At 61.3% G+C, this 25,601-nt stretch carries 27 protein-coding genes and 1 tRNA gene; 22 read left to right on the forward strand and 6 right to left on the reverse strand.

Annotated features, from left to right (window positions below; translation table 11 throughout):
• The first annotated feature begins 128 nt into the window (after positions 1-128).
• From ACSFC7_RS17725 to ACSFC7_RS17735, 3 genes are all read left to right on the forward strand, one after another.
• Positions 129-1,532, forward strand: a complete 1,404-nt coding sequence (locus ACSFC7_RS17725) for a hypothetical protein (RefSeq protein ID WP_436344146.1) — start codon at positions 129-131, stop codon at positions 1,530-1,532.
• Between the two features lie 81 nt (positions 1,533-1,613).
• On the forward strand, positions 1,614-1,931 hold the full coding sequence (locus ACSFC7_RS17730) for a DUF7410 domain-containing protein (protein WP_436344147.1): 318 nt from the start codon (positions 1,614-1,616) through the stop codon (positions 1,929-1,931).
• Positions 1,932-1,988: 57 nt separating this feature from the next.
• Positions 1,989-3,680: a S8 family serine peptidase gene (locus ACSFC7_RS17735; protein WP_436344148.1), complete on the forward strand. Its 1,692-nt coding sequence runs from the start codon at positions 1,989-1,991 to the stop codon at positions 3,678-3,680.
• Positions 3,681-4,035: 355 nt separating this feature from the next.
• Here ACSFC7_RS17735 and ACSFC7_RS17740 read toward each other — a convergent pair whose 3' ends face one another.
• Both ACSFC7_RS17740 and coxB read right to left on the reverse strand, forming a co-directional pair.
• Complete coding sequence (locus ACSFC7_RS17740; protein ID WP_436344149.1) at positions 4,036-6,513, reverse strand: cbb3-type cytochrome c oxidase subunit I; 2,478 nt, start codon at positions 6,511-6,513, stop codon at positions 4,036-4,038.
• Positions 6,513-7,523, reverse strand: a complete 1,011-nt coding sequence (gene coxB, locus ACSFC7_RS17745; protein WP_436344150.1) for a cytochrome c oxidase subunit II — start codon at positions 7,521-7,523, stop codon at positions 6,513-6,515. The genes ACSFC7_RS17740 and coxB overlap by 1 nt, the downstream gene beginning before the upstream one ends.
• Positions 7,524-7,974: 451 nt before the next feature.
• Between coxB and ACSFC7_RS17750 the strand changes: the two genes are divergently transcribed.
• Positions 7,975-8,271: an amphi-Trp domain-containing protein gene (locus ACSFC7_RS17750; protein ID WP_436344151.1), complete on the forward strand. Its 297-nt coding sequence runs from the start codon at positions 7,975-7,977 to the stop codon at positions 8,269-8,271.
• Between the two features lie 74 nt (positions 8,272-8,345).
• On the opposite strand, the gene ACSFC7_RS17755 is transcribed toward ACSFC7_RS17750, so the two are convergent.
• The gene (locus ACSFC7_RS17755; protein ID WP_436344152.1) at positions 8,346-8,807 is read right to left on the reverse strand and encodes a hypothetical protein; all 462 of its coding nucleotides are present in this window, start codon (positions 8,805-8,807) and stop codon (positions 8,346-8,348) included.
• A gap of 59 nt (positions 8,808-8,866) precedes the next feature.
• Between ACSFC7_RS17755 and ACSFC7_RS17760 the strand changes: the two genes are divergently transcribed.
• Entirely contained in the window at positions 8,867-9,502 is a 636-nt protein-coding gene (locus ACSFC7_RS17760) for an adenylate kinase (RefSeq protein ID WP_436344153.1), read from the forward strand.
• Positions 9,503-9,520: 18 nt separating this feature from the next.
• On the opposite strand, the gene ACSFC7_RS17765 is transcribed toward ACSFC7_RS17760, so the two are convergent.
• Positions 9,521-11,038 carry a DUF7289 family protein gene (locus ACSFC7_RS17765; RefSeq protein WP_436344154.1) on the reverse strand — a complete coding sequence of 506 codons (1,518 nt, stop codon included), beginning with the start codon at positions 11,036-11,038 and terminating at the stop codon, positions 9,521-9,523.
• Between the two features lie 241 nt (positions 11,039-11,279).
• Here ACSFC7_RS17765 and ACSFC7_RS17770 point away from each other — a divergent pair, with 241 nt between their 5' ends.
• The 15 genes from ACSFC7_RS17770 to ACSFC7_RS17840 all read left to right on the forward strand — a co-directional run bounded on the left by ACSFC7_RS17770 (position 11,280) and on the right by ACSFC7_RS17840 (position 22,816).
• Positions 11,280-12,224: a DUF106 domain-containing protein gene (locus ACSFC7_RS17770; RefSeq protein WP_436344155.1), complete on the forward strand. Its 945-nt coding sequence runs from the start codon at positions 11,280-11,282 to the stop codon at positions 12,222-12,224.
• Between the two features lie 132 nt (positions 12,225-12,356).
• The gene (gene cmk / locus ACSFC7_RS17775; protein ID WP_436344156.1) at positions 12,357-12,932 is read left to right on the forward strand and encodes a (d)CMP kinase; all 576 of its coding nucleotides are present in this window, start codon (positions 12,357-12,359) and stop codon (positions 12,930-12,932) included.
• A 5-nt stretch (positions 12,933-12,937) separates the two neighbouring features.
• Positions 12,938-13,858 carry an RNA-guided pseudouridylation complex pseudouridine synthase subunit Cbf5 gene (locus tag ACSFC7_RS17780; RefSeq protein ID WP_436344157.1) on the forward strand — a complete coding sequence of 307 codons (921 nt, stop codon included), beginning with the start codon at positions 12,938-12,940 and terminating at the stop codon, positions 13,856-13,858.
• 138 nt (positions 13,859-13,996) lie between these two features.
• On the forward strand, positions 13,997-15,358 hold the full coding sequence (locus ACSFC7_RS17785; RefSeq protein WP_436344158.1) for an ABC transporter substrate-binding protein: 1,362 nt from the start codon (positions 13,997-13,999) through the stop codon (positions 15,356-15,358).
• A gap of 5 nt (positions 15,359-15,363) precedes the next feature.
• Positions 15,364-16,173: an ABC transporter ATP-binding protein gene (locus ACSFC7_RS17790; protein WP_436344159.1), complete on the forward strand. Its 810-nt coding sequence runs from the start codon at positions 15,364-15,366 to the stop codon at positions 16,171-16,173.
• Positions 16,170-16,868, forward strand: a complete 699-nt coding sequence (locus ACSFC7_RS17795) for an ABC transporter ATP-binding protein (RefSeq protein ID WP_436344160.1) — start codon at positions 16,170-16,172, stop codon at positions 16,866-16,868. Before ACSFC7_RS17790 ends, ACSFC7_RS17795 begins: the two co-directional genes overlap by 4 nt.
• 70 nt (positions 16,869-16,938) lie before the next feature.
• A complete protein-coding gene (locus ACSFC7_RS17800; RefSeq protein ID WP_436344161.1) occupies positions 16,939-17,961 on the forward strand; it encodes a branched-chain amino acid ABC transporter permease in 1,023 nt (340 codons plus the stop codon).
• Positions 17,962-18,034: 73 nt separating this feature from the next.
• Positions 18,035-19,294 (forward strand): branched-chain amino acid ABC transporter permease, encoded by a 1,260-nt coding sequence (locus tag ACSFC7_RS17805; protein WP_436347982.1) that lies wholly within the window; start codon positions 18,035-18,037, stop codon positions 19,292-19,294.
• Positions 19,295-19,433: 139 nt separating this feature from the next.
• A tRNA-Pro gene (locus ACSFC7_RS17810) sits at positions 19,434-19,504 on the forward strand.
• Between the two features lie 247 nt (positions 19,505-19,751).
• The gene (locus ACSFC7_RS17815) at positions 19,752-19,994 is read left to right on the forward strand and encodes a DUF7563 family protein (RefSeq protein WP_436344162.1); all 243 of its coding nucleotides are present in this window, start codon (positions 19,752-19,754) and stop codon (positions 19,992-19,994) included.
• Positions 19,987-20,472, forward strand: a complete 486-nt coding sequence (locus ACSFC7_RS17820) for a hypothetical protein (RefSeq protein WP_436344163.1) — start codon at positions 19,987-19,989, stop codon at positions 20,470-20,472. Before ACSFC7_RS17815 ends, ACSFC7_RS17820 begins: the two co-directional genes overlap by 8 nt.
• A 394-nt stretch (positions 20,473-20,866) precedes the next feature.
• Positions 20,867-21,373, forward strand: coding sequence for a hypothetical protein (locus ACSFC7_RS17825; RefSeq protein ID WP_436344164.1), 507 nt, complete (start codon positions 20,867-20,869; stop codon positions 21,371-21,373).
• Positions 21,370-21,654, forward strand: coding sequence for a hypothetical protein (locus ACSFC7_RS17830; protein ID WP_436344165.1), 285 nt, complete (start codon positions 21,370-21,372; stop codon positions 21,652-21,654). Before ACSFC7_RS17825 ends, ACSFC7_RS17830 begins: the two co-directional genes overlap by 4 nt.
• A 440-nt stretch (positions 21,655-22,094) precedes the next feature.
• Positions 22,095-22,559 carry a type IV pilin gene (locus ACSFC7_RS17835; protein ID WP_436344166.1) on the forward strand — a complete coding sequence of 155 codons (465 nt, stop codon included), beginning with the start codon at positions 22,095-22,097 and terminating at the stop codon, positions 22,557-22,559.
• Positions 22,559-22,816, forward strand: coding sequence for a hypothetical protein (locus ACSFC7_RS17840; protein WP_436344167.1), 258 nt, complete (start codon positions 22,559-22,561; stop codon positions 22,814-22,816). Before ACSFC7_RS17835 ends, ACSFC7_RS17840 begins: the two co-directional genes overlap by 1 nt.
• A 190-nt stretch (positions 22,817-23,006) precedes the next feature.
• Here ACSFC7_RS17840 and ACSFC7_RS17845 read toward each other — a convergent pair whose 3' ends face one another.
• Positions 23,007-23,237: a hypothetical protein gene (locus ACSFC7_RS17845; protein WP_436344168.1), complete on the reverse strand. Its 231-nt coding sequence runs from the start codon at positions 23,235-23,237 to the stop codon at positions 23,007-23,009.
• Positions 23,238-23,492: 255 nt separating this feature from the next.
• Here ACSFC7_RS17845 and ACSFC7_RS17850 point away from each other — a divergent pair, with 255 nt between their 5' ends.
• A complete protein-coding gene (locus ACSFC7_RS17850; RefSeq protein WP_436344169.1) occupies positions 23,493-24,308 on the forward strand; it encodes a hypothetical protein in 816 nt (271 codons plus the stop codon).
• Between the two features lie 5 nt (positions 24,309-24,313).
• Here ACSFC7_RS17850 and ACSFC7_RS17855 read toward each other — a convergent pair whose 3' ends face one another.
• Positions 24,314-24,652: a DUF7344 domain-containing protein gene (locus tag ACSFC7_RS17855; protein ID WP_436344170.1), complete on the reverse strand. Its 339-nt coding sequence runs from the start codon at positions 24,650-24,652 to the stop codon at positions 24,314-24,316.
• A 310-nt stretch (positions 24,653-24,962) separates the two neighbouring features.
• Here ACSFC7_RS17855 and ACSFC7_RS17860 point away from each other — a divergent pair, with 310 nt between their 5' ends.
• Positions 24,963-25,517, forward strand: coding sequence for an acyltransferase (locus tag ACSFC7_RS17860; RefSeq protein WP_436344171.1), 555 nt, complete (start codon positions 24,963-24,965; stop codon positions 25,515-25,517).
• Positions 25,518-25,601: the final 84 nt, after the last annotated feature.

A 25,601-nucleotide genomic window follows, 5' to 3' on the forward strand; every position in this document is an offset into this window, starting at 1 on the left:
CATGCGACCGGCACCGGTAGTTCGACGACGGCCTGTAGCGCACCTGAACGCAGGGTTCGGCGAACACCTTCGGGCTCGTCGTCATCCAAAACGACACGTAGATGGGGCCACAGCCTAACGCTCGAGCAATGAGTAGACGTTCGGCCCTCCTTCGCCGGACCGGCATCGCCGGCGCGTTCGTGCTCGCCGCGCTCGCCGTCGGCGCTGGTATCGTCGCAGCGAGTAACGTCGCCGCCGGTCTCTCGGGGCAAAGCGGCGAAACGACGGTCCCGACGTGGCTGTATCTCGCGACGGGCGCCGGCGTCATCGGTGCGTCGGCGCTGATGACGATGCTCGTGACCGATCGCGAGGTCATCGATAGCTTTCACGACGATTCACTTGCGTTCGCGATGGCGCGTCTCCGAGCGGCCGGATCGCTGTTGCTCGGTACGATCGGCGTCGCTGCGCTCGTCTTCATCGTCGTCGTCGGATTCCTCGGCCCCCGACTCGGCAACTTCAGTGCGGCCGTCCTGTTGACGTTCGTCGGTGGCCGCGCGCTGTTGACGATCGTCGCGTACACCGTGGGCAGTCCGTGGCGCGCGGTCAACCCGTGGCGTCGGATCGCAACTGCGCTCCCGAACGGTTACGCCACCTATCCCGCGTGGCTCGGCTCCTGGCCCGCCGTCGGCACGCTCCTGGCGCTCATCTGGCTCGAGTTAGTCGCGCCGTTGAGCAGTTCTGCACGAGCCCTCGCGGTCGTCGTCCTCGCGTACTCCGCGTTCACGATCGCCGGTGCCGTCGCCTTCTCTCCCGAAACGTGGTTCCGGAACGGGGACCCGATCTCCGTCTGGTTCCGGCTCTACGGCGCGGTGGCGCCCATTCAGCGGACCGACGACGGACTCGAGTTTCGCTATCCCGGCTCGAGACTCGGCGACGACGACGTAGTCACCGACGTCTCACTGATCGCGTTCGTCCTCGTGCTCATCTGGGAGTTGACCTACAGCGGATTCGTCGTGACCGAGCCGGGGATCCGAACCGTCGAAGTGCTCGTCTCTATCGGTGTTCCAGCTCAGGTCGTCTATCTGGCGCTGTTGCTGGCCGGCTTCGCGCTCTTCTGGAAGATCTACTGGCTCGCGGCCGCCAGAACTCGCGCGCGTGCTGAGACGTACCTCTCACGGCGCTATCTCGCCCTCCGATTCGCACCGCCGCTGCTCGCCATCGCGGCCGGCTACCACTTCGCCCACTACGTCGGGTTCTCGATCTCGCTGTGGCCGTCGCTCGTCGATACGATGGCGTCCCCCCTGAACCCGCCCGAGAACCCGACACAGTACGCGCTGACGTCGTGGTTCGGCTACGTCGAGATCGCCGGAATCCTGATCGGTCACATTCTCGCCGTCTGGATCTCCCACGCCGTCTCGTTCGAACTGTTCCCGGGAAAGCTGCAAGCGATCCGGAGCCAGTATCCGTTCGTCGTCGTCATGATCTTCTTTACGATAGTGAGTCTGTATCTCGTCTCGATGCCGTCTATGGAACCCGCCTACGTGCCGGGCTGAGTCGTCTCGTGTCACCACCGCTCGTCGTCGATCGAACACCGACATACACATTATCGAACCGCCGTAAGCCACGACCAACGAATGCGCCTCGAGCACCACACGGACGTCGAGTTGTATCCGGAAGCCGTCACGGAGTACGAGTACGACGTGCCGGCGGACGAGACGACTGCGACGACCTGTCCCTACTGTGGGCGCCCGTTTCGCACCGAGCGGTACGCTACGTTCCACCTCGGCGTCTCACATTCCGACGAACTCACGGCGGACGAACGGACGGCGTTCGAGGACGAACGCGACGACGAGAAGCACGATCTCTTCACGTTCCACCTCAAAGCGGCCGTCACCGTCTTTCTGACCTATTTCATGTTCACCTTCCTCTACGCGCTCGTCTGGGCCGGCTGAACGAACGAGTTCGTTCTCCAGAATCTCTTTATCGGGTGACTACCCAGTTGGCGTATCATGGCGGTTCACCGTGCGGTCTCGAGTGCAGGGGCCGTCCGAACGCTCACCGTTGCAGTCGTCTGTCTGTTGCTAACGACGGCACTGCTCACACCGGCGTTGGCTGCCAGCAATGAACTCGAGCGTGACACCGCGGACAGTGGCGGAGCAGACCGTGAGTACACCGCGGACGATACTGCCGAGAATACGACCGCTCTCGAGATCGACGAGTCACTCGCGTCGGCCGACGGAACGATCGAGGTCGTCCTTCGCCTCGAGGAAGCGACCGTCCCCGCCGACGCGAGCGAGGCGGAGACTGAACGGCTCCTCGAAGAGCACGCCGAGGAGACACAGGAATCACTGGTCGAGTACGTCGCGAACACGCCCGGACTCAGCGTCGAGTCGGAGTTCTGGGTGACTAACGCCGTCCTCCTCGAGGTCGATATCGAGCGGGTTGACCTCGACAGCTTCGAAACCAGCGCGGGGTTCGAACCCGTCGAAGCCGTCCACGAGAACTTCGAACTCTCGGTTCCCGAGGAACCGGCGGTCGACGAGACGACGAGCACCGCGGAGACGCCGATCGGTGGCGACGAGCTCGCGGGCGTAACCCAGCCGACGACACCGGGTATCGCGCAACTGAACGCCCCCGGCGTCTGGGAGTCGTACGACACTCGCGGGGACGGCGTCAGGGTTGCAGTTCTCGACACCGGGATCGACGCCGATCACCCGGCGCTCGATCTCTACACGGAGGATCCGTCGGATCCGACCTACCCGGGCGGGTGGGCCGAGTTCGACGCGACGGGCGAGCGCGTCGAAGGATCGACGCCGTACGATTCCGGCACCCACGGCACCCACGTCAGTGGAACGGTCGCGGGCAACGCGGCGAGTGGCACACAGATCGGCGTCGCACCCGATGCGGAGTTGCTCCACGGACTCGTCCTGAACGGGACCAGCGGCTCGTTCGCACAGATCGTCGCCGGCATGGAGTGGGCGCTCGAGGAGGACGCGCACGTGATCAGCATGAGTCTCGGGACGTCCGGCACGCACGGTCAACTGATCGGTCCGGTACGAAACGCCGTAGATAGCGGTGCCATCGTCGTCGCGGCGATCGGTAACGACGGGGAAGAGACCTCTAACACGCCCGGAAACGTCTACGAGGCGATCAGCGCCGGTGCCGTCCACGCGAACGGAAACGCCGCCTCGTTCTCCGGTGGTGAAACGATCGACCGAAGCGAGTGGACCCACGCACCGGAGACGTGGCCGTCGTCGTACGTCGTCCCCAGCGTCGTGGCACACGGGGTCGCCGTTTTCAGCGCGGTCCCGGGCGGTGGCTATCGGGCCATGCCGGGCACGTCGATGGCGACGCCACACGTTTCGGGAACGGTCGCGCTGATGCTGTCGGCCGAACCCGACGCCGCTCCCGAGGAGATTTCGACGGCGCTCTACGAGACCGCCTGGAAACCGGACGGCGAGGACGAAGCCACGATGGATGCGCGCTACGGGCACGGGATCGTCGACGCCGAGGCTGCGACCGACGCACTCGTCGGCGCTCGCGAGGAAATAAATACGGCGACGGCGGACGGAGCGAGCGAGACGGGTTCCACATTACCCTACAGCGGCTTGTTCGCCGGTTCCGTCTCGGTCCTCGTGCTGCTCGTCGGTACCGGGGCACTGTTCGCTGCGCGTTCGCTCTCTCGAAAGACCGAGCGCTGAGACCGTCGGGTTCCGTCGGATCGGAGGGGCGATCCCGATCGCCTCGGCAGCTGGATACAGCAGAACGTGGTGGTTAGTGCTTCGTCCGGCGTTGTGTACCGATGCATCCGCCGGTGAGCGACGAGCACCCGGACTACGTACTGTCTGGTTCGAGTCGCGGCTCGCCACGCCGTCGGTGCTCGCCACCCGCTGAAGCGGTCGCAGGTAGTGGGAGAATGCAGTGTCTCGTTTGCTCGAGTCCGGCGAGGTGCCGGCGAATTCGCCCGGCGTGACGCCCGGTGTTTCTGACTGGCTGTCGCTCGAGGCGTACTGTGATTCCAAACCGCAAAAACGAACCCCGTGTAGCGGGAGGCCGCTACATCAGGTAGAACAGCGGGAACAGGAAGACCCAGACGATATCGACGAAGTGCCAGTAGAGTCCGAAGAACTCGACCGGCCGGTTGTCCTCGAGATAGGCGTCGACGCTGATGATCCGGTAGATCATGAAGACGGCGATGAGCAGCCCGAGGATCACGTGCAGAGCGTGTAACCCCGTCGTGACGAAGTAGACGGAGTACTCGATACCGTTCCACCACCAGTCGCCGTGGGAGAACTTCACGCTGTACTCGTAGGCCTTCACGCTCATGAACGCCAATCCGAGCAGGAGCGTCGCGCCCATCGCGCCGAGCAGCCCCTTCTTGTTCTGGCGCTCGGCGAACGCCAGTGCCAGGACGACCGTGAAACTCGAGGTGAGCAGGATGTAGGTGTTGAGCAGGCCGGGCCAGGAGGCGAACGGAACTTTCGTCCAGCTACCCCAGCCCATGTGCAAGCGCATGAAGATGAACGCGCCGATCGCGGCCCCGAAGACGACGACGTCCGACGCCAGGAACACCCAGACACCCATTTTGGTGTTTCCGACGCCCTCGAACGGCCAGCGCTCGGCGATGGCCATCTTGGGGGCGTTGAACTCTTCGACGCCGAACTTGAACAGCGAGGCCCCGAGGATCGTCGCTCCGAGCGCCGTGATGACCGGGTACATGATGTTCGGCTCTTCAACCGCGTGGCTGACGTTCTCGAGTCCGCGCTGCGTGGCGAAATCGATCATGTACGGCGTCAGACCGGTGAGTCCGAGGAAGAACACGAACATTCCGAGTCCGATACCGAGCGGCCAGATACTGGCGTGGTCGGCGTGTTCCTCTTCGTGACTCGTGTCGGCCGCCATCGCTTCACCGTGGCCGGTGGCGACGCCGCCGTCGGTGGCTGCCTTCGAGTCCTCGACGAACTCGAGACGGCCGCTCGCGTAGCTCGGACGGCCGTCCCAGTTTTCGAGCGGCGGGGGCGAGGGGATCGCCCACTCGGCGGTGCGGGAGAATTCCCAGGGGTTGTCGGGTGCGTCGGGGCCCGAGACCCAACTCTTCGCGAACGTGAAGAACATGAGCAGGAACGACGCGCCGAGGACGAACGCTCCGACGGTCGCCATCTGATGGTAGATCTGCACCCCTTCGCCGTAGTTGAAGACGCGGCGTGGCGTCTCCCAGGCGAGGAACATCGGGAAGTACAGCAGGTTGAACCCGATGAAGTAGACCGCGAAGTTGATCTTACCGAGGGTTTCGGAGTACATCTTTCCGCTGATCTTCGGCCACCAGTAGTAGAGGCCGGCGACCAGCGCGGTGACGCCCGAGACCATCACGTAGTGGAAGTGAGCGACGACCCAGTAGGTGCCGCGGAACTCGTAGTCCAGCACCACGGCGCCGAGGAAGACCCCCGTAATGCCCCCGAGGATGAACAGCACGAGTGCACCGAGACTGAACAGGAACGGTGTCGTGAACCGAACCCGCCCTTTGACCATCGTGTAGATCAGCGCGAAGACCATCAGGTCGAACGGCAGCGAGATCCCGATCGTCGTCGCCATGAACAGCGTCTTGATCTCGAGGTTGATCGTCGTCAGGAACATGTGGTGCATCCAGACCAGGAAGGACTGGACGGCCACGAGAACCATCGCGATGATGACCCACTTCCGACCGACGAGCCGTCGACCACAGAAGGTCTGGAACGTCTCGAACATGATCCCCAGCGCGGGGAAGAAGACGATGTACACCTCCGGATGGCCGAAGAACCAGAACAGGTGCGCCCACAGCAGGCCCGATCCCTGATCGGTTGCGAAGTACTGGGTCAGGAAGATGCGGTCGATCGACAGCAGTAGCAACGCCGCAAGCAGTGCGGCGAACGCGAACAGCATCATCCAGACGGTCAGCAGCCACGACCAGGTGAACATCGGCATGTTCCAGAGGCCGAGCCCCTCTGCGCGCGAGCGGTGAATGGTAACGAGGAAGTTCACCGTCCCGATCGTGATCGAGAAGACGAACAGCAACAACGCGACAACCGTCGCGTTGCTGCCGGTCGTCGCCTCCATCGCGGGCGTGTACGTCGGCACGTTCAGCGGTGCGTACATCGTCCACCCGCCGGCGAACGATCCGCCCTGGAAGAACGAAATCGCGACGAGGATGCCCGAGAACAGGTAGAACCAGTAACTCAGGGCGTTCAGCCGCGGGAACGCGAGGTCCTTCGCACCGATCTGTAACGGAACGAGATAGTTCGCGAAGCCGGTCGCGATCGGCGAGAGGAACCAGAAGACCATCAACAGTCCGTGCATAGAGACGGACTGGTTGAACTCGTTGCCCGAGAGAAGCCCCGTTCCACCCGCTTCCCACAGGTGTGCGCGGAACACCAGCGCGAGGACGCCGCCGAGTAGGAGGAAGAACAGGGACGTCGTCAGATAGAGAATCCCGACGTCCTTGTGGTTCGTCGTGACGAGCCACCGCTTGACGGACGTCATCGGAGGGAGATCACTCATCAGTTCTCACCTCCATCGTCACTGTCGTTCGCTTCTTCATCGTCGTCGTTTTCATCTTCTTCAGTTTCCTCTTCGTCCGACTCACCGAGCGTGTAGGTTTCGCTCGTCGGACTGGTAACGCTGATTTCGTCCTCGACCGTCTCGAACTCCTCGTTTTCGAACTCGATCGTCAGATTGTAGTCGCCGCCCTGCTCGATATCCTCGATGGAAATCGTGTTGTTTTCGAAGTCCTCGTCCGTGTACGAGTACTCGAGGTCTTCCTCGTACTCGTCGTTGTCCACGTGGACGAGTTCGAGTTCGAGTTCGAGTTCACCAGTCTCGTTGATGGGTTCTCCATCGGGGTCTTCGAATTCGATTTCGACGTTGAGTCGTTCGTCGAGCCAGCCCTCGAACTCGTCTTCGGGCAGTACCTGAACGGTGCCGTCCATCTGCGTGTGCTGGTCACCGCAGAGCTCGAAGCACTGGATTCTGTGCTCTGCATCGGCGTCGTCCGCGATGAACCACGTTTCGTCGTACTCGCCCGGGATCGCGTCCGCTTTCACGCGGAGATCGGGGACCCCGAAGCTATGCCAGACGTCGCCTGATGTCACCTGGATTGCAACCGGATGATCCTCAGGAACGGTCATCGTTCCTCTCTCTACAGCACCGTTCTCGTATTCGAAGGACCAGGCGAAGCCGTTACCGACGACTTCGATGTCGACCGGCTCTTCTTCGAAGTCCTCCTGTGGATCTTCGACGTACAGCAGCATTCCGTACGTCCAGATTACCAGCGAAATAACGATAATGGCGCTGATACCGAACGATAGGAATAGTTTCTTTCCACCCTCTCCACCTGTCGGTAACTCTCCGAGTGTGGGCAGCGAATCGTCGGCTTTCGCGTCGTCACTGTCGCGATACTTGTACGCGTTGTACAAGGTGTACGCGATGACGACGACACCGACGAGCGTTCCGAGTGCGAGAAACACCTGAAAGATGCTCTCGAACACGTCTACGCGCGTCTGCACCTGCATCGGAGTCGTAAGTGCGCTGAAGATTGTATTCACCTCGTTTGTATACCGCTTATATGTCGGACGATGATGGCCGGGGCCACTTATCTATTTGGAAACGGCCCGACTGAATCGGTCTCATACGCTGCTACCGCCAGTATTACTGCTCCGGGCAGTGACCCTTGCCATTAGTTCTCAGTCCCTCACCATCCGCTTCGGGGGAGAGACCTTTTTTCTATCGCTGTCGCTCGGAAATCGTGTCTTCAATCGGACAGCTATCCGCGGAATTTTCGCACGGAAGCGAACGTGTTCGGACCACCGCCGTCGTCGGAACTGCGACGACGACTCGACCCCCGTCGTACCACGGGGGAATACGCTCGCGCGCGGTTGGCACCCACCGCAGGATGCACGCGGACCGCGGCTTCAACGTCCGTTCTGCGGAACGTTCTATACCCTTCGTCCCGTTCGGTTACATATGCCAGAAGAAGTCCTTTTCAAATTCGAACAGCGGATGGACCGCACCGACATCGCTGACTACCTCCGATCCGTCGCTGACAGCCTCGAAAGCGGCAATTCGATCTCGCTCGAGGCGGGCGGCGAGTCGGTGACGATGAACCCGCCGACCCGTCCGACGTTCGAGATCAAAGCCGAGCGAGAAACCTCGAGTTCGGCGCCCGACGGCCCGGGCGAACTGGGACTCGAGTTCGAACTCGAGTGGGACGAAGACGAAGATGGAGACGGGGCCGGTGACGGCACGCTCTCGATCGAGTAGCCGCCAGACCGCCCTTCCAGCGCAAGTCAGTCGGTTTCTCGCTCGGCTTTCGAACGATTTTCACCGAGCCAGAGTCACACCTCGACGACCCAGATCCGAACGTCGGTCGGGAGGTCGTAGACCCGCTGGAAGATCGCGTCGAGACACTGGGCGATGCGGTTGGGATCCGCCTTCGCGCTGACGCGGACGTTGACCCCCTCGGCATCGTCCGGTCGACTGATCTCGTCGATCTTGAACGCCGGGAACTCGCCGAGGACGGTCTTGAGCGTCTCGAGTTCCGCATCGGTACAGTCGACGTTGATCGTCCCGTCACCGAACTGGATCCAGGGGAGACCGAGTTCCGGATCGAGGCCGCCGCCGTCACCGTTTTCGTCACTCTCGACGTCGTCGAACGTCGCGTCGTCGCTATCGGCCTCGAACACCTCCTCGTCAGCCTCGAGGGTCAGAAACCCGCTCCCTCGGTGTCGGTGAGCCGTGATGGCATCGACGTACAGTTTCCGCCGCTCCGCCGGTTCGGCCGCATCGAAACGCGTCATACCGTATTCGATGTGAGCGTTTCTTTAAGCCTTTATGTGACGCCGGTGAACGAGCGAGTATGGCACAGCCACGAATTCTGATCCTGGGGGCACCCGGGGCAGGCAAGGGGACCCAGAGTGCAAAGATCACCGAGGAGTTCGACGTCGAACACATCACCACCGGCGACGCGCTCCGAGCGAACAAGGACATGGACATCTCGGATATGGACACCGAGTACGACACGCCACGAGAGTACATGGACCAGGGCGAACTCGTCCCCGACGACGTGGTCAATGCCATCGTCGACGAAGCGCTGTCCCAGGCCGACGGCTTCGTCCTCGACGGCTATCCGCGAAACATCGAACAGGCCGAAGAACTCGAGGACATGACCGATCTGGACGTCGTGCTCTACCTCGACGTCGGCGAGGAGGAACTCGTCCACCGGCTTACGGGTCGGCGCATGGATCCCGAAACCGGCGAGATCTATCACGTCGAGTACAACCCGCCGGAGGACCCCGAGGTCGAGGAGCGACTCGAACAGCGCGACGACGACACCGAGGAGACGGTCAAGGAACGACTGCGCGTGTTCCGCGAGAACACCGAGCCGGTTATCGAGTACTACGAGGACGAGGGATCGCTCGAGCGCGTCAACGGTGAGCAGGCACCCGACGAGGTCTGGGAAGAAGTGAAGGCGACGATCGAAGACGCAGCGTAAGAAGCGTTGTAGCAGTTTTTAGTCACCTACGACGTCGACCTGATGTTCGGCGACGTTGAGGTAGGTGAGCTGTGGTGGAAGTGCGTCTGGATCCGGATAGATCGAGAGATCTGCGTCCTTGAGACGGTCGTCGTAGTCGAAGTCGATGCTTCCTTCACCACCCTTTAGGTAGACGGAGGAAGCGACTAGCGACCCATAGAAGTTCGGGTTCGAATGGATACAGATTTGTTCGTCACAGGAACTTTCACTCTCCCAATCCTCGTTAGCTCCGCCTGCATAAATTACACCCTCGAATCGGGAATTACCACCCGGTCCAAACTGAATCCGTGATTCAGAGGAGGCAACTAGCTGAATCACCGTTCCATCCTCGTTCTCTTCACACTCCATCTCGTTAGCAACACATGTGTTTCCACCGTTGCTGGCGTCGTAGTCACCCGTCATGTAGATGCTCAGATCGTTTCCACTGGCGTATTCGCTCACTGTGATCGTGTCGTCGTTTGCATCGATGTTACCATCGACTACGAGCGTTGCGTTACCATCCGAAAGGTTGAAATCGAGGTGTCCAGACTCGGTTATCCCTTCGGCAACGTAAATACCATCCCTGAGATCTTCGCGCTCGGTCACTGTTCCGAGGTCCGTTACGTTCTCACCTTCGTAATCCTCATTAGATGGATCCGTCTCGTTTACGTACTTCTCAATTTCGTCGTCCAGCGCTGGATACGTAGCTTTCTCTGTCAGATCTTCGTCGAGATCGTAGTTCCCCTCTATATCGGTTGCATAGATAGCACCGGTCCTGAACGCATCAGATACCTCCTGGAATCCGAACTCGGCTGTCACAGTCCCACTTTTTTCGTCGTGGATCTCGATACTTTGAACGGTCGTCGCACCACCCTGTTGTTCGAAGTAATCTTCCCAGCCACGATAGTATTTGCTCGTCACCTTGATCGTCACAGTATCGTTCTCAACGAGACTCGTATTTTGCATCGAGTTGGTGCTATGATGGGTTACAGTAATGTCGCCGGAATTAAGCTCTGCTTCGTCCCGGGTCTTCACGATTGGAAAGGAGAGTGTCTCGGATTCCGCATCGTACTGAATCGGCGGGGCAGAGACGACTCGAGTTTCAGAACCTGTTTCACGGAAGACACCACCCGACTGATACGCGATTTTGGTCCCGTCGTCGCCGGTGTACTCGATCGCACCGATCGAGATATTCTCGTCGACGTCACCGCCCTGGATCCGGATGTTTCCAGTATCACTCATGATGATGGCACCACTTTCTCCAACGTCCATATTCATCGAGCGTGGGACGTCCCCGTTCGTCGATGCCGACGCCATCTGCTGACTCAGTTCGACGAACGCACCTTCGACACGGTCGTGTTCGGACTCCTGTTCGACGTCACTGATCGCATCACTGGCAACGAGCAATACGCCGATGCTGCCAGCCGCAACCATCCCGATCAAGAGGACGATTCCCAGTACCGTCGATTGCCCTCTCCGTGACGGTGTCGTTGACCCGTCCCCGAACGGAACACTCATGCGATGAATCTGCACAATCAGTATAATAGTAATATCGGTAGATCAAATACTTCTGAATAGTTTATATTAGTTCACAGACGCTATTTTCCACGAGTAGAGCCATCATCGCAACAATGTCGAACCGAGAGCGGAAACTGTCATTTTCCTTAGCACTCGAGCCATCGCGTGATTGTGAGCCGATCACTCGGGCGCCAGCCGAAGATAAACACTTGTATACCGAACGTACCCTAGCCCAACACAGATGACGCGTACAGCGGAGAAGATCAACGACCTCGTCCGCGAAGATTCTTCGATGACGGACGCTCTCGAGGCCATCCGCGAGGCGGCCGATCGAAACGGCGGTGAGGTCGAGTGGGCCGACGTCCGCGAGGAGCTTACGAGCGGACAATGGGGCCGACTGATCGAAAAAGGAGTACTAGTCGACGGCGACGAAGGGTTCGAAATCGCCGATCGCGAGGCCTACGACGAGGCCCTCGACGGCGATGGCGACGCCGAGAGCTACGACAGCGACGTCGATATCGACGCCGAAGAATCCTCGTGGTCACAGTGGGACAAATTAGCTGGCATGGGCTCGCTCCTGTTGATGTTCGGCTACTGGATCGAGTCCGTCCGAGATACGGTTGGTGCAGCGCTCAACACGGCACTGGGCCCGCTCGACGCTGCACTACCGTTTTACGCGGTGATTCTTTCGGTTGCGCTGCTGACGGGGCTGTACTCGACGCTCCTGCAGGCGAACCTCATGAACCCCGAAATCATGGGGAAATACCAGGAGCGAATGAAGGCCATGCAGCAGAAACAGAAAGACGCCCAAGAGCGCAAGAAAGAGGCCGAAGAGCGCGGCGCCAGCGAGGCCGAAATCGAGCGTCTCGACGACGAACTCGAGGCGGTCCGCGAAGAGCAGATGGAGGCCATGGCGGAGAACCTCGGGATGTTCAAAGAGCAGTTGCGGCCGATGGTCTGGATCATGCTCTTTACCATCCCGTTGTTCCTCTGGATGTACTGGAAGATCCAGAGCGTGGGCATCGACGGAACCGTCGTCATGCCGCTGGTCGGCGAGACGGACTGGAACTCCGGACTACTCGGTCCGATGCAGGCCTGGATCGTCTGGTACTTCCTGTGCTCGATGGGCTTTACGCAACTGTTGCGCAAAGCGCTGAACATCGATATGACGCCGTCCGGGGCCTGAGACTCGACGGTCTATCGACTTCGATCGACCCGTTCCGAGCCGATTCAGTGACTGATCGTTCGCTCGACGCCGCCGTACTCGTCCTGTCGATCGATTCAAAACCCATTTTACCGGTCACCGCACAGTTCGACTATGTTACTCACCGTCTCCGGCCCGCCAGGGAGCGGGAAGAGCACGACTGCGGAGTTGCTCGCTGACTCGTTCGATCTCGATCACGTCAGCGGCGGCGACATCTTCCGGGAACTGGCCGACGAACGCGGATACACCCCGCTCGAGTTCAACAAACTCGCCGAAGAGAACGACCAGATCGACCGTGATCTGGACCGTCGGCTTCGCGAAATCGCCGTCGAAGAGGAGGATCTGGTCCTCGAGTCCAGACTCGCGGGCTGGCTGGCCGGCGATCAGGCCGATTTCCGTTTCTGGCTCGACGCGCCGGCACAGGTACGCGGCGAGCGGATCGCCGAACGTGAAGAGAAAGATCCCGACCGCGCCACCGAAGAGACGAAAGCGCGCGAAGCCAGCGAGGCGAAACGCTATCAGGAGTACTACGGGATCGACATTCAGGATCTGACGATCTACGATCTCTCGGTGAATACGGCTCGCTGGGAACCCGACGCAGTGCTCGATATGCTCGTCACCGCCGTCGGCGAATACGACGCCGCCGGTGACGAAGGGCAGGCACCAATCCCGATCGAGTACGAGTTCTAACTCCCATGGCTGATCGCCCTCGTCTCCGTGGCCCGCCCGACGACCGGTCACCCGTAGAACTGCTCACGTTCGGCGTCGTCAACCTCGACAAGCCGCCCGGCCCCTCCTCACACCAGGTGAGCGGCTGGTTGCGCGATTCCGTCGCCGAGACGCTCGCCGACCGCGGCGCCGACGCCACAGTCGAGCAAGCAGCCCACGCCGGGACCCTCGACCCCAAGGTGACCGGCTGTCTCCCCCTCATGCTCGGCGAGGCGACCCGACTGGCACAGGTCTTCCTCGAGGGATCGAAGGAGTACATCGCCGTCCTCGAGTGTCACGCACCGGTCCCGGCCGACGTCGAATCGGTCGTCGCCGAGTTCGAGGGCCCGATCTACCAGAAGCCACCGCGGAAGAGTGCGGTGTCGCGACGCCTGCGCGTCCGCGAGATATACGACCTCGAGGTGCTCGAGACCGACGAGCGGCAGGTCCTCTTGCGGATCCGCTGTGAGAGCGGTACCTACGTCCGCAAACTCTGTCACGATCTGGGGCTCGCGCTCGGAACGGGCGGACACATGGGCCACTTGCGTCGATCCGCGACCACCCCGTTCGACGACACCGACCTTCACAGCACGTCCGACTTCCTCGACGCGCTCGCGTTCTGGGTCGAGGACGACGACCCCGCCCCGCTCTTCGAGGTGGTCGATCCGGCCGAACGGATTCTCGAGGGGATCCCGTCGGTGACGATTGCCGAGAACGCGGCTCGGGAGGTGGCTAATGGGGCACCCGTCTACGCGCCAGGCGTACTCGAGGTCGACGACGGGATCGATACTGGTGGACTGGTCGCCTGTTACACGCCGAACGGGGCTGCCGTGTGTCTCGGCGAGTTCGTCGGCGAACCGGATGCTGAGGAAGGGGTCGTGGTCGACCTCGAGCGGGTGCTAGTTTAGCGGGTGACAGCCTGCGTTCGCTCGCGTGACTCGCTCGGAAATAGACTCGTAATCGGCACAAAGCGGTCAATATCTCCTGTCGTGTTTACGTGTTAACCTTCCACTCTTTGTTGCTATCATGATATTATACTACACAGTATGCCACGATCTACCACGCGGCGAAGCGTCCTCAGACGGTCGAGTGCACTCGCGGTAGTCGGAACCGGTGCACTCGCAGGCTGTGTCACCGAAGACGGCAACGGAGATCCGGACGAACAGACCCTCCGGATCGGTGCGTTCCAGCCGACGTCCGGCGACCTGGAATACTACGGTCAGACGGCCCTGCAGGGGTTCTACGGCGGTCTGGCCTACAAATACGACGACGTCGATCCGATCGACGGACTCACCGTCGGTGAGTATACGGTAGATCCCGACGACGGGCCGACCTACGAGATTATCGTCCAGGATACGGAGTTCAGCCCGGACACCGCACAGCGCGTCGCGGAGGATCTGGTCGTCGACGACGAAGTCGACGTGCTGTTCGGCGGAACGTCATCCGACAGTGCGCGACGGGTGATCGACACCGTCGTCGCACAGACTGACGTGCCCTACCTCTGTGGACCGGCGGCAGACGGGGACATTACGCTGTCAGACGAGTACTGTCACGAGCAGGTCTTCCGCGCGAGCGAACACACCGCGATGGACGCCCGATCCGGCGCCACGTACGTTGCCGAGGAGATGGACGTCGAGAACATCGCGATGTTCGGATCGGACAACTCGTTCGGCCGAGGTGGCGTCGAAAACTATCAGACGGTCTTCGAGGAGTACGACCACATCGAATTTCAGGAGCCGCGGTTCACCGAGGTCGGCTACGCCGAATTCGAGGGACTTCTGGACCAGGCCATCGACGACGGCGCTGACGCGGTTGCTGGCGTCTATACGCTCGCGACGCTTCCGAGTTTCATCCCGACCGCGATGGACTACGACGTCGACATCTTCGGCGGGTTCGCCGAAATGCTGACCGTCGGGGCGCTCGGGGGTGCCGTACAACAGGCCCTCGGGGCGGAGTCCACTGCCGAAGACATCGAGGACGCAGGGCTCGGGCCGTTCACGACGCGGTACCACTGGAATCAGTTCGACAACCCGATCAACGAACAGTTCATCGACATGAACATCGAGGCGTACGATCAGGTGCCGGATCTGTTCCACTCGGGGACGTTCACCCTCGCGTCAGCCCTCGTGCAGGCGATCGACGAATCCGGTTCGGTCGACACCGACGATATCATCGACACGATGACCGGGATGACCGTCGAAGACACCCCCAAGGGCGAAAACGGGTACGAATTCCGCGAGGCGAACAACCAGGCAGCATCGGAGATGGCGATCGCGTATCCGGTACCGACGAGCGACGAGTGGGAAGACACCTGGGATGCAAGCATTATGCCCGGCGAACCGATCCAGTTCATGTCGGCCGAGGAGTCGATGGTACCGGAAGACGAGATGAGCTGTAGCCTCCGATAGCACCAATGTTACTCTCGACGTCCGGATTGACGAAAACGTTCGGTGGCATCACTGCCGTCGATGGAGTCGATTTCAGCCTCGAGGAGGGAGAGCTCTGTTCGGTGATCGGTCCGAACGGGGCCGGCAAGACGACGTTTTTCAACCTGATCACGGGGGAACTCGAGCCGACGAGCGGGATGATCGAGTTCGATTCCTCCACGGCGGGGCGCACCGAGATCACGAACGCCGACCCGGCGACGACGGCGCGGTTGGGACTTCATCGATCGTACCAGATAACGAATGTCTTTCCAACGATCTCCGTGCTGGAGAACGTTAGAATAGCGGTACAGGCCCACAGCGGGACAGATTCGTGGCAGTTCTGGCGAAACGTCAACAGTTTCAACGATCACTTCGAGGAGGCCTACGGAATTCTGGAGCGAATCGGCCTCGCCGAAGACGCCGAGACCGACGCCCAGAACCTCAGTCACGGCGAAAAACGGAGCCTCGAGATCGGTATCGCACTCGCCGGGGAGCCGGACCTGTTACTGCTCGACGAGCCGACCGCCGGCGTCTCGAGCGAGGACATTAGCCGACTCACGACGCTCATCGACAACGTCGCCACGGATCACTCGATCATGCTGATCGAGCACAACATGGACATCGTGATGGACATCAGCGATCGCGTCATCGTTCTCGACAGCGGCGAACTGATCGCGGACGGCGTCCCAGCGGAGATTCGTGATAGCAAGCGGGTCCAGCAGGCCTATCTCGGCGGTTACGGGGACGACGCGACCGATACCGACGACGGTACCGAATCGGGGGTGGCGAGCGGATGAGTTTCCTCGAACTTGAGGACGTCCACACCTACTACGGTGAGAGCCACGTGTTACAGGGCGTCACCCTCGAGGTCGAAGAGCAGGAGATCGTCGCGCTGATCGGTCGCAACGGCGTCGGGAAGACGACGACGCTGCGCTCGATACTCCAGTTGACGCCGCCTCGAAAGGGGACGATCCGGTACAAGGGTGAGGACATCGTCGGCAAAAGCACCCACGAAGTCGGGAACGACGGGATCGGCTGGGTTCCCGAAGAACGGCGCATGTTCGGCTACCTCACCGTCGAAGAGAACATCCGGGTAGCGGTCAAACCCGGCGGCGACTTCGAGGGGCAACGCGATTACGTCTACTCACTGTTCCCCGCACTGGAAGACCTCCGGGACAAGGAGGCACGGAACCTCAGCGGGGGGCAACAGCAGATGCTCGCGATCGCACGCGGAATGGTCGGTGAGAACGACCTGTTGCTGGTCGACGAACCGAGCGAGGGACTGGCACCGATGATCGTCGAGCAGGTCGTCGACGCGCTCGAAACCGCCTCGGCGGAGACGACGATGATTCTCGTCGAGCAGAACTTCCCGCTGGCGATGGAGCTCGCGGACCGGTTCTATCTCATCGACCACGGGACGGTCGTCGAATCCGGTTCGACGGAGGGAGTTACCGCGGACGACGAACGGATCCAGAGGTACCTCAGCGCATGATCTGGAGTAGAGACGACGGAGAGCGGAAGTACTGGCGGACGACCACAGCGCTCGGGAGGGATCGTCGGCAATGACGGTGGAGTTGACTACAGAACTCCCGCTGGTAGTCGAGACGCTCGGCCGACTCTTCCAGCCGGATACGCTGGCACGAATCGTCATCGAGGGTCTCGGGAAAGCCGCCGTCTACTTCGTTCTCGCGGTCGGGCTGACGCTCGTCTTCGGACTGATGGGCGTGCTCAACTTCTCTCACGGTGCGATGGCGATGCTCGGTGCGTACATCGGGGGGCTAATTATTGTGCTGTCGGTCTCCGACGGAACGGGAACGATAACGCGGATCCTCCTGTTCTTCGTCGCTGCTGCCGTGGTGTTCGCCCTCCTCACCGCGTTCGGAGGCGCGCTCGAGTACTCGCTGATTCGGCCGATCTACGACCGGACGCCGATGTATCAGATTCTCCTGACGTTCGGGATCGCACTGATCTTAGAGGAGGTAACGCGCATCGTCGTCCTCTCTCAGGGTATTCAGCCGGAACCACCGTGGTCCGGCGCGATGGCGACGGCACCGGCCGTACTGACCGAGCGATACGATCTCCTGGGCGCCCCGATCCGGGGGCTGTACGCGTTCGAGATTGTCCTCGGCGTTCTCGCCGTCGTCGGCGTCTGGTTGTTCCTCAACAGAACGCTGTACGGGCTCTACATCCGGGCCGGTAGCGAGGATCCGGAGATGGTCGAAGCGCTGGGCGTCGACGTTCGCCGCGCGTTTACGATCGTGTTCGGTCTCGGAACGGGGCTCGCCGCCGTCGGCGGCGTGCTCCTGATGTGGGATCCGCTCTGGGGGCCGAGCGCGCTGCTCGCCATCGACGTGCTGTTGTACGCGTTCGTCGTGGTCATCATCGGCGGACTCGGCTCGTTCAAGGGGACCGTGGCCGCGTCACTTCTCGTCGGCATCACCGACTCGTTCACGACGTGGTTGTTCTCGACCGGGATCGTGACGTTCACCGGGCTCCCCGAACTGACGATATTCGGATTACTCGTAATCATGCTCATCATTCGTCCACAGGGACTGTACGGCGTAGCGGAGGTGGGTGGCCATTAGCCCCGCCGACCGCGAACCGACGGCGGACGGCGGGGTCGATGCGACCACCGAGGAGTCGACCGACCGGCGATCCGTGGGGGATCGGGCGGTCAGCGACGAACACTGGAGCCGGTCGTACGTTCGCGACCACATCGCCCACGTGCTGGTCGTCCTCGGCTTCGCACTGTATCCGATCCTTCTGGGCGTGCTCAACCGAACGCCGCTCGCGTCCGAGGCGTCCGCGTTCCTGCCGGGGCTGACGTTCATGATTATCGTCCTCTACATGGGGCTGTTCGCGATCAGCTTCGACTTCATCAGCGGCTACACCGGCTATCTCTCGTTCGGTCACGCCGCGTTCTACGGAACCGGCGCCTACTTCGTCGTCCTCGCTGCGAACGGGCTCGTCCTGGGCATCAGCGAGGGAACGCCGTTCATGATCACCATGTTCCTAGGTGCGACGCTGGCGTTCCTCGTGGCACTCGCGATCGGTGCCGTCTCGTTCCGCCTCACCGGGGTCTACTTCGCGATGATTACCCTTGGATTCGCCCAGGTGATGTACGAGTTCATCCGCCACTGGGGGTACGTCGGCACGAATCCCACGGAGGGGGCGACGATCCGCGGCTCGGCGGACCTCTCCATCGGCATTCCCTACATCGACTCGCTCAACTTCGCCGTAGGCCGGCTTGCCGGGGATAGCTTCGAGAACGTTCTCGGACTGGGCATCGACGTCTCGGCGACGATGACCTCCTACTACGCACTGGGCGTCGTCGTCCTCGTCTCCTACTTCGCGATGCAGCGGATTCTGCACTCGCCGTTCGGCAGGGTGATGATCGCGATCCGCGAAAACGAAGAGCGCGCGCGGGCGATCGGCTACAACGTATTCTGGTACAAGATGGGCGCGTTCGCGGCCAGCGCCTTCTTCGCCGGCATCGCGGGTGCCCTGTTCGCCGCGTACGCGGGTGGTGCCTCGCCGGACAATTCCTTTTACTTCCTCGTCACGGCGGACGCACTCATCATGGCGATCATCGGCGGGATCGGGACGCTTGCTGGCCCGTTTTTCGGCGCGCTGTTCCACGAGTGGCTCGAGGACATCCTCTCGACAGAGAGCGACGGCATCTCGACGTATCTCGAGCAACTCCTCCCGGACTCGGTGCTCACGGCGGAGGTCGCTGGGCTGTCGCTCAACGATTTCCTCGGAACCGTCTTCACCGGTCGGGCACCGCTGTACCTGGGGATTATCTTCGTGCTGTTCGTGCTCTTCGTCCCCAACGGACTGCTCGGATCGGTTCGCGACCGGCTGGGCGGTCCCGTCAGCAAGCGGCTCCCCGACGTCCTCGAGCGCTACCGTCGGTAAGTCGGGGACTCGACGGTATTCTCTTCGGGTTCGTATCGAGGCGTCGCTCTCGAGAGCGACGGTTTGGGAAGGGTGTTCCGTCTCACGTTCGACTCCAAAACGACACGCTTAAACAGCAGACGGTCGTCGATTTAGCTACGGGACCGTGGGGTAGTGGTATCCTCTGCGGATGGGGTCCGTAGGACCCGAGTTCAATTCTCGGCGGTCCCATACATTCTGCCGCGAACAAATACGTGAGCGGCAGTACTAGGGAAAGAGCCGTGAATTGAACACGCAAGTCGCAGCCGACGAGCGACCAACGAGAGCGAGTTGGATCGTCTTGCATCTGTTCAATTCCCGGCGGCCCCACTCGAAATCATCTACGTGTTCAACTCTTAGACGCTCGTACCCCCGAGCGTGCCGAAAATCCAATTCTCGGTTTCGGTATATTACCACGTAGCCGACAGACCGTCCGGAGGTGGTCGGCGTGACGATCGCGCCGTGGCCGTCGACCGACACCTCGACGACGTGCGAGCACTGCGGAGCGTACGTTTCGGATCGCTTCTGTCGCGTCTACGGCGACAACAGCGACCGCGCCCATCGCTGCGGAGAGTGTGACTCGTACTGCCGACTAACCCGCGGGTCCGCAGCTGGTGTCTATGTCGGTATTCCCGATCCGGAGACGGCCGCCGGTCGCCACGGAGGTGAGGCCGATGTCTGAACGCCTCGAGTGGTCGGACGGGTTCGAGCGGACGCCAGCCGGCGACCGCGAATCCTATCCACACGGGTTCCGCGTCTCTCGGACGCGAGCGTTCGAAAACATCCTCGAGGAGGTGGGGAAGATGAACGCTCGGAACGTACAGGTGAAAACGGCTGCACCACACACGCAGGCGGAGCCACATCGTCTGTACGCCGACCGTGACCCTGACGATCCGGGCATTGTGGTCTACTTCGAGCGTGACGGCCAGCAGTTCGCGGTTCCATGCGATCGGTGGGATAACCTGCGAGATAACGCGCAGTCAATCGCGAAGTATCTCAACGCGAAACGCGCTCTCGAGCGAAGAAGAAAGAGCATCATCCGGATTTGGGTGGCGATCGCGAGCGCTTTCAGCGCGTCGTCGAGGCCGAGGAGGCGATGCTCGATGCGTGAGTTCGTCCCTGCGAGTCAGCTTACGACGTCGACAGTCGGACGCCCATAGCCCATCCAGCCCATCAAGCGACCGACGAGCGGGTTCGCCGTGCCTTCGAGGATCGAGAGATTCGAACTGACGTCGGTAACGCCTCGAGCGCTACTGATCAGTCAAAACGACGAAAATCGCCACTGCCACATGGGCATTCCTTCCCCGATCCGATCGGGAGAAGCACTCCGTCTGGTAGTTCTCGCGAAGCTATTGGCTTTCCGCAACTTTCACAAATAGCGATAGTAGTTGGGCGATCTTGCAGTGATGTCATCGATTCGGGTAGAGAATGGGCAGATAATAGCTTAAATCGAACTAGGATGCAGCAATCGTTATACATACATCTATTGGGCGCTATATTCCAGCGTCCACACCGCACACTACAACCGGGAATGGAACGCGAGCGGGGTGATCGATGAGCCGCTCGAGTCAGTCTCGACTCGCCGCCTCGAGACAGGCTGGCGATCGATCCGAGACGGTCGTCCTCGAGGAACTCCCTGGAACCCGTTACGTCCCGGACTCGGAAGTTAACCACTACGACGCGATCGCCGAGGAACTCATCGAACCGAGCGCGGCGCTGCCGTTCGTCGGCATCGTCGTCCTTGAGTCCGGGACGCCGGTCGAGATTAAATCCGTCTCCGTCGTCTACGGGCAGGAACAACGACGGGGCCGGTTCCAGCCGCGTCGTGGTCAGCATGAGGCGCTTCTCGAGTCTGGAGGCGTCTACCTGTTCGCGATCTGTGCACCGCACGACCGCGACCTGATCGCCATGAAAGTCGTTCCTGCGACACAGGTTGACCATCTTATCGACGTCGTCACGAACGGCTGGCGATCAGCGGGTGAGGATCGGAGCGAGGAGTACGTCCAATTCAGTTGGGGTCGCGTCTTCGACCCCAGCGAGATTCTGGAGAATTTGCGATGAGTGTCGACCGCGACGATCGCGACCTCGAGGCGGAACTCGCGAGCGCGGGTGCGGGCCGCGTCGGTATCCCCGTCGACGCGATCTGCGTGGGCTGTGGGCGGATCCACGTCAAGCGCGCCGAACCGGGGGAGTTATGTCAACATCCCCAGGTCGATCCGATAACGCTCGAGTCTTCGGACCTCACGTCGTTTAAGCATATTTGTCATCTCTGCCAGCACGCAACGTGGTGGAACCCGGTGGCGGTTCTCTCGGGCCTGCTCGAGCGCGAGCGGGGTGAGTAGCGTGTCGCAGGTCGAGACGACGCCTCACGAGATCGAGGGCCGCTGGAAGTGGCCTGACTGGGGTCGCGGTCCGTACGACGTGCTGGCGTCGGTCGGTTCGAGCAGTGAGATCTGTGAAGATCAACGACGGTCACGGACAGGCCCTCGACCGATCAGGAATCGTATGCGAGGTGTTCGACGGCGGAGACCGGTCGGTAGCGGAGACAGACCAGCCCAGACAAACCGGCGAGCACCGCCCGATCACTAACTCTCCGGCGATGATTCTCCTGTCGTGAGGGTGCTATTCTACTGGTCGACTACTTGATGTCGTAACCGGCTACTACAGATAGAAACTGATCGCACGAGCCCCTCGAGAAGGTGCCGAAGCCGGCCAGCGGGGATCCTCGGCAAATAGATTCAAGCGCACGCACTTCCATGACTGCCTACAGGTATCGGATCCGATGCGCATCCCTCTCGAGCCACCGATCGATCGCGCTCTCAACCCCGTCGTCGGCGGACTGCTACTCGTCGGGCTGACGGTGCTCTGTTCGGCCGCCGTCGGGACGGTCCTCATCGGCTTCGAGAGCGACATCGAGGGGGAGAACGTGCCGGATGCAACGGTCGAAGCGAGCACGCTGGTCCGGGACGATACCGAGGGGTTCGTCACCCTCGAGGTGACGTCGATGACGCGCGCCGATCACGTGGACCTCACGGCGAGGACGATCGACGGAACGGCGACGATAGCAGACGGCACGGCGAACGGAACTGCAGACCTCGTTCAGCGTCGAGAAGCGGTCGCCGAGTCCGTGACGATCCGGAAAGCCGTCGATTCGGCCGAGGCACGCGACGTCGAAATTCGTATCGTCGCTGTAGCTCACGGCGACGACGCCGAGACACGCGTCTTCGATCGGACGGTGAGGCTCTAATGTTCGGGCTCGAGGAGCACGTCCCAGCGCAGGTGACGAAAACGACGCTGTACCACGTCGTCGGCTGGGGACTCCGACTCTACGTCTGTTCGCTCGTCGTCGTCAGCGGGTACAGTCTCCTCTGGGTTCTCGAATTGGCAGGGGTGGTCCCCGAAGCGTGGCTGTCGACGATCTGGATCGCGATCGCCGTGATGGGGTGTCTCTTCCTCGTGTTGCTCGTCCCGCTGTTCTATTCGGCTCGATCGTCCACCCGCTAGTCGCGATCGCGGTTGCAAGGCTCGCGGGACCCGAGAGCGTCGCGTCGGGACCAGTACACGGCTGGAGGAGGTCACCCGTACTCGAGTGCAACCTGTGTCGCTGGTACCGAGATTCATCCTCGGCTTCGCTGCGGCGCTCGGTTGGCGAGGACTGCATCCGGTTGGCGATGATCTCGTGAACCGTGGCCGGTTACGGTTTCGGATACTTTCGTTCGTCACCGTCGTGGCTACCGTCGGTAATCTCGTCACCGTCCCCCGTATTACTCTCGCGGTCCCCGACTACCTCGAACGATTCTCCCCCGCAGGAACACTGGGTTCCCGTTCCGATCGGTCGGATCGATCCGTCGGCCAGAATCCGCACTGCGAGGGCGCTCTGGCACTGGCGACAGATCGCTATCGACCGTCGACCCTCAACAGGCATGACCTGTCGTATTCTACTGTATTATTTCAACATTTTGCTGATGAAATGACTAATCAATCGTTTGAAAGCTGATCGAACGGATGGAAATAGCGGATACTGATTCGACGGAGCGTTCGATTATCGTCGTTCGAATCACCGGACCGGATTGATGCTTGTAACGAGTCCGTGGCTGCAGTGTCTACTACGGTCGTCGAGTGCCCGTCCCAGCTACCGCGACCGTCGGCTTTACGTCCCGGCCATCCCCACGGACGACTAATGACGGTCGTTCTCGCGGGGGTCGGCGCAGACAGCACGAATCTGGGCGCGCTCGCGCCGTTATACGACGACGGACGCTTCGAGTACGTCCCGATCCCCGAAAAGACCCGTGAGACGGACGAGACGGCGACGCTCGGCTCGTGGGACCTCCGGAGGACTGACGGAACTGCGGCGGACCTCACGACCCGGATCACCCCCCAGCCGATCGGCGACGCCGACCGTACCGTTACCGGTGACGACCTCGAGTCCTGGCCGTTCCATCACGACCCGAACTTCGAGGCCCTAACCTACGGCGAACATCGCACTAGCGGCTACGTGTCGAGACTGAGAGCGCTCGAACCGGGTGACGTCGTCGGTTTCTACGCCGGCTTGCGCCGCCCCGATGGCGACCGTGCCCATCGCTACCTGATCGGCTACTTCACGGTCGACCGCGTCGACGTCGTCACGCCCGAACAGCCTCGGGACGAACGCGAAGCGATCCTCGCGGCACATCCGGATAACGCCCACACCAAACGCGCCCGTAACGGCGACTGCTACCTCGAGAAACCGGTCGTGCTCGTCGACGGCCGCGAGCCCGGCGGCCTGTTCGAGCGGCATCCGGTCCGACTATCCGACTACTACGTCAAGCCGGGTAACGAACGGTCGCAGTACTATCTGCGAGAATCGATCTCGAACGAGTTCGGCGTCCGTGCTGGGGGTGAGAACATGATGTACAAGCCGGCCTACCGCTGCGGCGTCTCCGGCGATACGTTCCGTCGGCGCGTCGGCGTTCCCGGCGAACGAACCGCCGACGACGCGATGATCGGTACCGCATAGCAGCGCTACTGCGGATCGGCCGGAATATCGAGATCAGAGACGTACGGTTCCAGTACCTCGAAGTTCGAACCGGGGGTGATCACCTCGTTTGCGCGATCGTACTCGACGACGTCGTACTGATCGAGACGCGGCAAGTGGTTGTGGATCAACTGGACGGTGACCGCTTCCGTTCCCGTTTCGAACGTCGCCGTGGTTTCACGGTGCCATTCGGTGATCCGCTCGGCTGCCTCGGATACCGTCGTCCGGTCGGTGACCGACAGGTATCCGAGTAAATATTCGCGGACCTGGTCCGCGAGAAGCGAATAGATCGTTTCCCGCTCGAGGGTATCTCGTTGGAGCGACATTACAGCCAGCAAAATGACCCCATCTCGGACAACGATTGGGCCTAACTGGTTGGGTTCCCGACTATCGTATCCGAATCCCGGACGGTCAACGAACGGTGATTGTTTATTGTAATTATCACCCTTTTCGGTACCGGATTCCACAGCATGGTTCCGAACTGAAACATCGTGGGGCGACCGACCGACTCGATGTCGACCGTGATCCGATCCGGGACTAGCGGTATTGTGACCCCTCACTGGTTACTCGAGCCATCGACCGAACACAGACGCCAACCGGTCGGTTTCATGTAGTGATAGGTCATATCCCCAGCCTGTGACTGACGAGACGACGTCCCGCCACGACCGCGTCCGGCGCCATCCGACACCGGGGCCGGGGAACTCGCTCGCAGACTGGACGCGTGCTCGCAATCCGCTTCGAGTCGCGATCTCGTACGTCGTCGTCTGGCTCGTTCGGACGTCCCCGAGTCTACGACTCAAACGCTGGCTCCTCCGACGGCTCGGCGTCACCGTGGGTCCGGGGGTTTCCTGGGGACTGGAGGCCACGCCGGACGTCTTCTGGCCCGAACTGATTACGGTCGAAGCCGAGGCGATCGTGGGCTACGACGCAACGATCCTCTGTCACGAGTTTCTGCAGGACGAGTATCGGACGGGAGAGGTCCGAATCGGCGAGCGAGCGATGATCGGTGCCGGGGCCATCGTGCTTCCCGGCGTCCAGATCGGTGCGGATGCGCGCGTCGCGGCGAACTCGCTCGTGACGCGTGACGTGCCACCGGGCACGACGGTCGCGGGTATTCCCGCCGAGCCGATGGGATCACGCGGCGACGACGACGCGACGGGGAGCGATGACGGGAGCGGAGACGGCGACTGATATGGAGGGGACGAACTGAACGGACTGACAGCTATAGTAACAACTGAAACGATTTACACACTGATCGCACAGCCGTCGTGCGAT

Origin of the sequence: Natronorubrum halobium (genome assembly GCF_051351675.1) — an archaeon.
GTDB lineage: Archaea > Halobacteriota > Halobacteria > Halobacteriales > Natrialbaceae > Natronorubrum.

Bases quoted from the DNA above. Each gene is read 5' to 3' on its own strand.
- ACSFC7_RS17725 (WP_436344146.1), top strand. From the start codon at position 129: ATGAGTAGACGTTCGGCCCTCCTTCGCCGGACCGGCATCGCCGGCGCG.
- ACSFC7_RS17730 (WP_436344147.1), top strand. From the start codon at position 1,614: ATGCGCCTCGAGCACCACACGGACGTCGAGTTGTATCCGGAAGCCGTC.
- ACSFC7_RS17735 (WP_436344148.1), top strand. From the start codon at position 1,989: ATGGCGGTTCACCGTGCGGTCTCGAGTGCAGGGGCCGTCCGAACGCTC.
- ACSFC7_RS17740 (WP_436344149.1), bottom strand. From the start codon at position 6,513: ATGAGTGATCTCCCTCCGATGACGTCCGTCAAGCGGTGGCTCGTCACG.
- coxB (WP_436344150.1), bottom strand. From the start codon at position 7,523: ATGCAGGTGCAGACGCGCGTAGACGTGTTCGAGAGCATCTTTCAGGTG.
- ACSFC7_RS17750 (WP_436344151.1), top strand. From the start codon at position 7,975: ATGCCAGAAGAAGTCCTTTTCAAATTCGAACAGCGGATGGACCGCACC.
- ACSFC7_RS17755 (WP_436344152.1), bottom strand. From the start codon at position 8,807: ATGACGCGTTTCGATGCGGCCGAACCGGCGGAGCGGCGGAAACTGTAC.
- ACSFC7_RS17760 (WP_436344153.1), top strand. From the start codon at position 8,867: ATGGCACAGCCACGAATTCTGATCCTGGGGGCACCCGGGGCAGGCAAG.
- ACSFC7_RS17765 (WP_436344154.1), bottom strand. From the start codon at position 11,038: ATGAGTGTTCCGTTCGGGGACGGGTCAACGACACCGTCACGGAGAGGG.
- ACSFC7_RS17770 (WP_436344155.1), top strand. From the start codon at position 11,280: ATGACGCGTACAGCGGAGAAGATCAACGACCTCGTCCGCGAAGATTCT.
- cmk (WP_436344156.1), top strand. From the start codon at position 12,357: ATGTTACTCACCGTCTCCGGCCCGCCAGGGAGCGGGAAGAGCACGACT.
- ACSFC7_RS17780 (WP_436344157.1), top strand. From the start codon at position 12,938: ATGGCTGATCGCCCTCGTCTCCGTGGCCCGCCCGACGACCGGTCACCC.
- ACSFC7_RS17785 (WP_436344158.1), top strand. From the start codon at position 13,997: ATGCCACGATCTACCACGCGGCGAAGCGTCCTCAGACGGTCGAGTGCA.
- ACSFC7_RS17790 (WP_436344159.1), top strand. From the start codon at position 15,364: ATGTTACTCTCGACGTCCGGATTGACGAAAACGTTCGGTGGCATCACT.
- ACSFC7_RS17795 (WP_436344160.1), top strand. From the start codon at position 16,170: ATGAGTTTCCTCGAACTTGAGGACGTCCACACCTACTACGGTGAGAGC.
- ACSFC7_RS17800 (WP_436344161.1), top strand. From the start codon at position 16,939: ATGACGGTGGAGTTGACTACAGAACTCCCGCTGGTAGTCGAGACGCTC.
- ACSFC7_RS17820 (WP_436344163.1), top strand. From the start codon at position 19,987: ATGTCTGAACGCCTCGAGTGGTCGGACGGGTTCGAGCGGACGCCAGCC.
- ACSFC7_RS17825 (WP_436344164.1), top strand. From the start codon at position 20,867: ATGAGCCGCTCGAGTCAGTCTCGACTCGCCGCCTCGAGACAGGCTGGC.
- ACSFC7_RS17830 (WP_436344165.1), top strand. From the start codon at position 21,370: ATGAGTGTCGACCGCGACGATCGCGACCTCGAGGCGGAACTCGCGAGC.
- ACSFC7_RS17835 (WP_436344166.1), top strand. From the start codon at position 22,095: ATGCGCATCCCTCTCGAGCCACCGATCGATCGCGCTCTCAACCCCGTC.
- ACSFC7_RS17840 (WP_436344167.1), top strand. From the start codon at position 22,559: ATGTTCGGGCTCGAGGAGCACGTCCCAGCGCAGGTGACGAAAACGACG.
- ACSFC7_RS17845 (WP_436344168.1), bottom strand. From the start codon at position 23,237: ATGCCTGTTGAGGGTCGACGGTCGATAGCGATCTGTCGCCAGTGCCAG.
- ACSFC7_RS17850 (WP_436344169.1), top strand. From the start codon at position 23,493: ATGACGGTCGTTCTCGCGGGGGTCGGCGCAGACAGCACGAATCTGGGC.
- ACSFC7_RS17855 (WP_436344170.1), bottom strand. From the start codon at position 24,652: ATGTCGCTCCAACGAGATACCCTCGAGCGGGAAACGATCTATTCGCTT.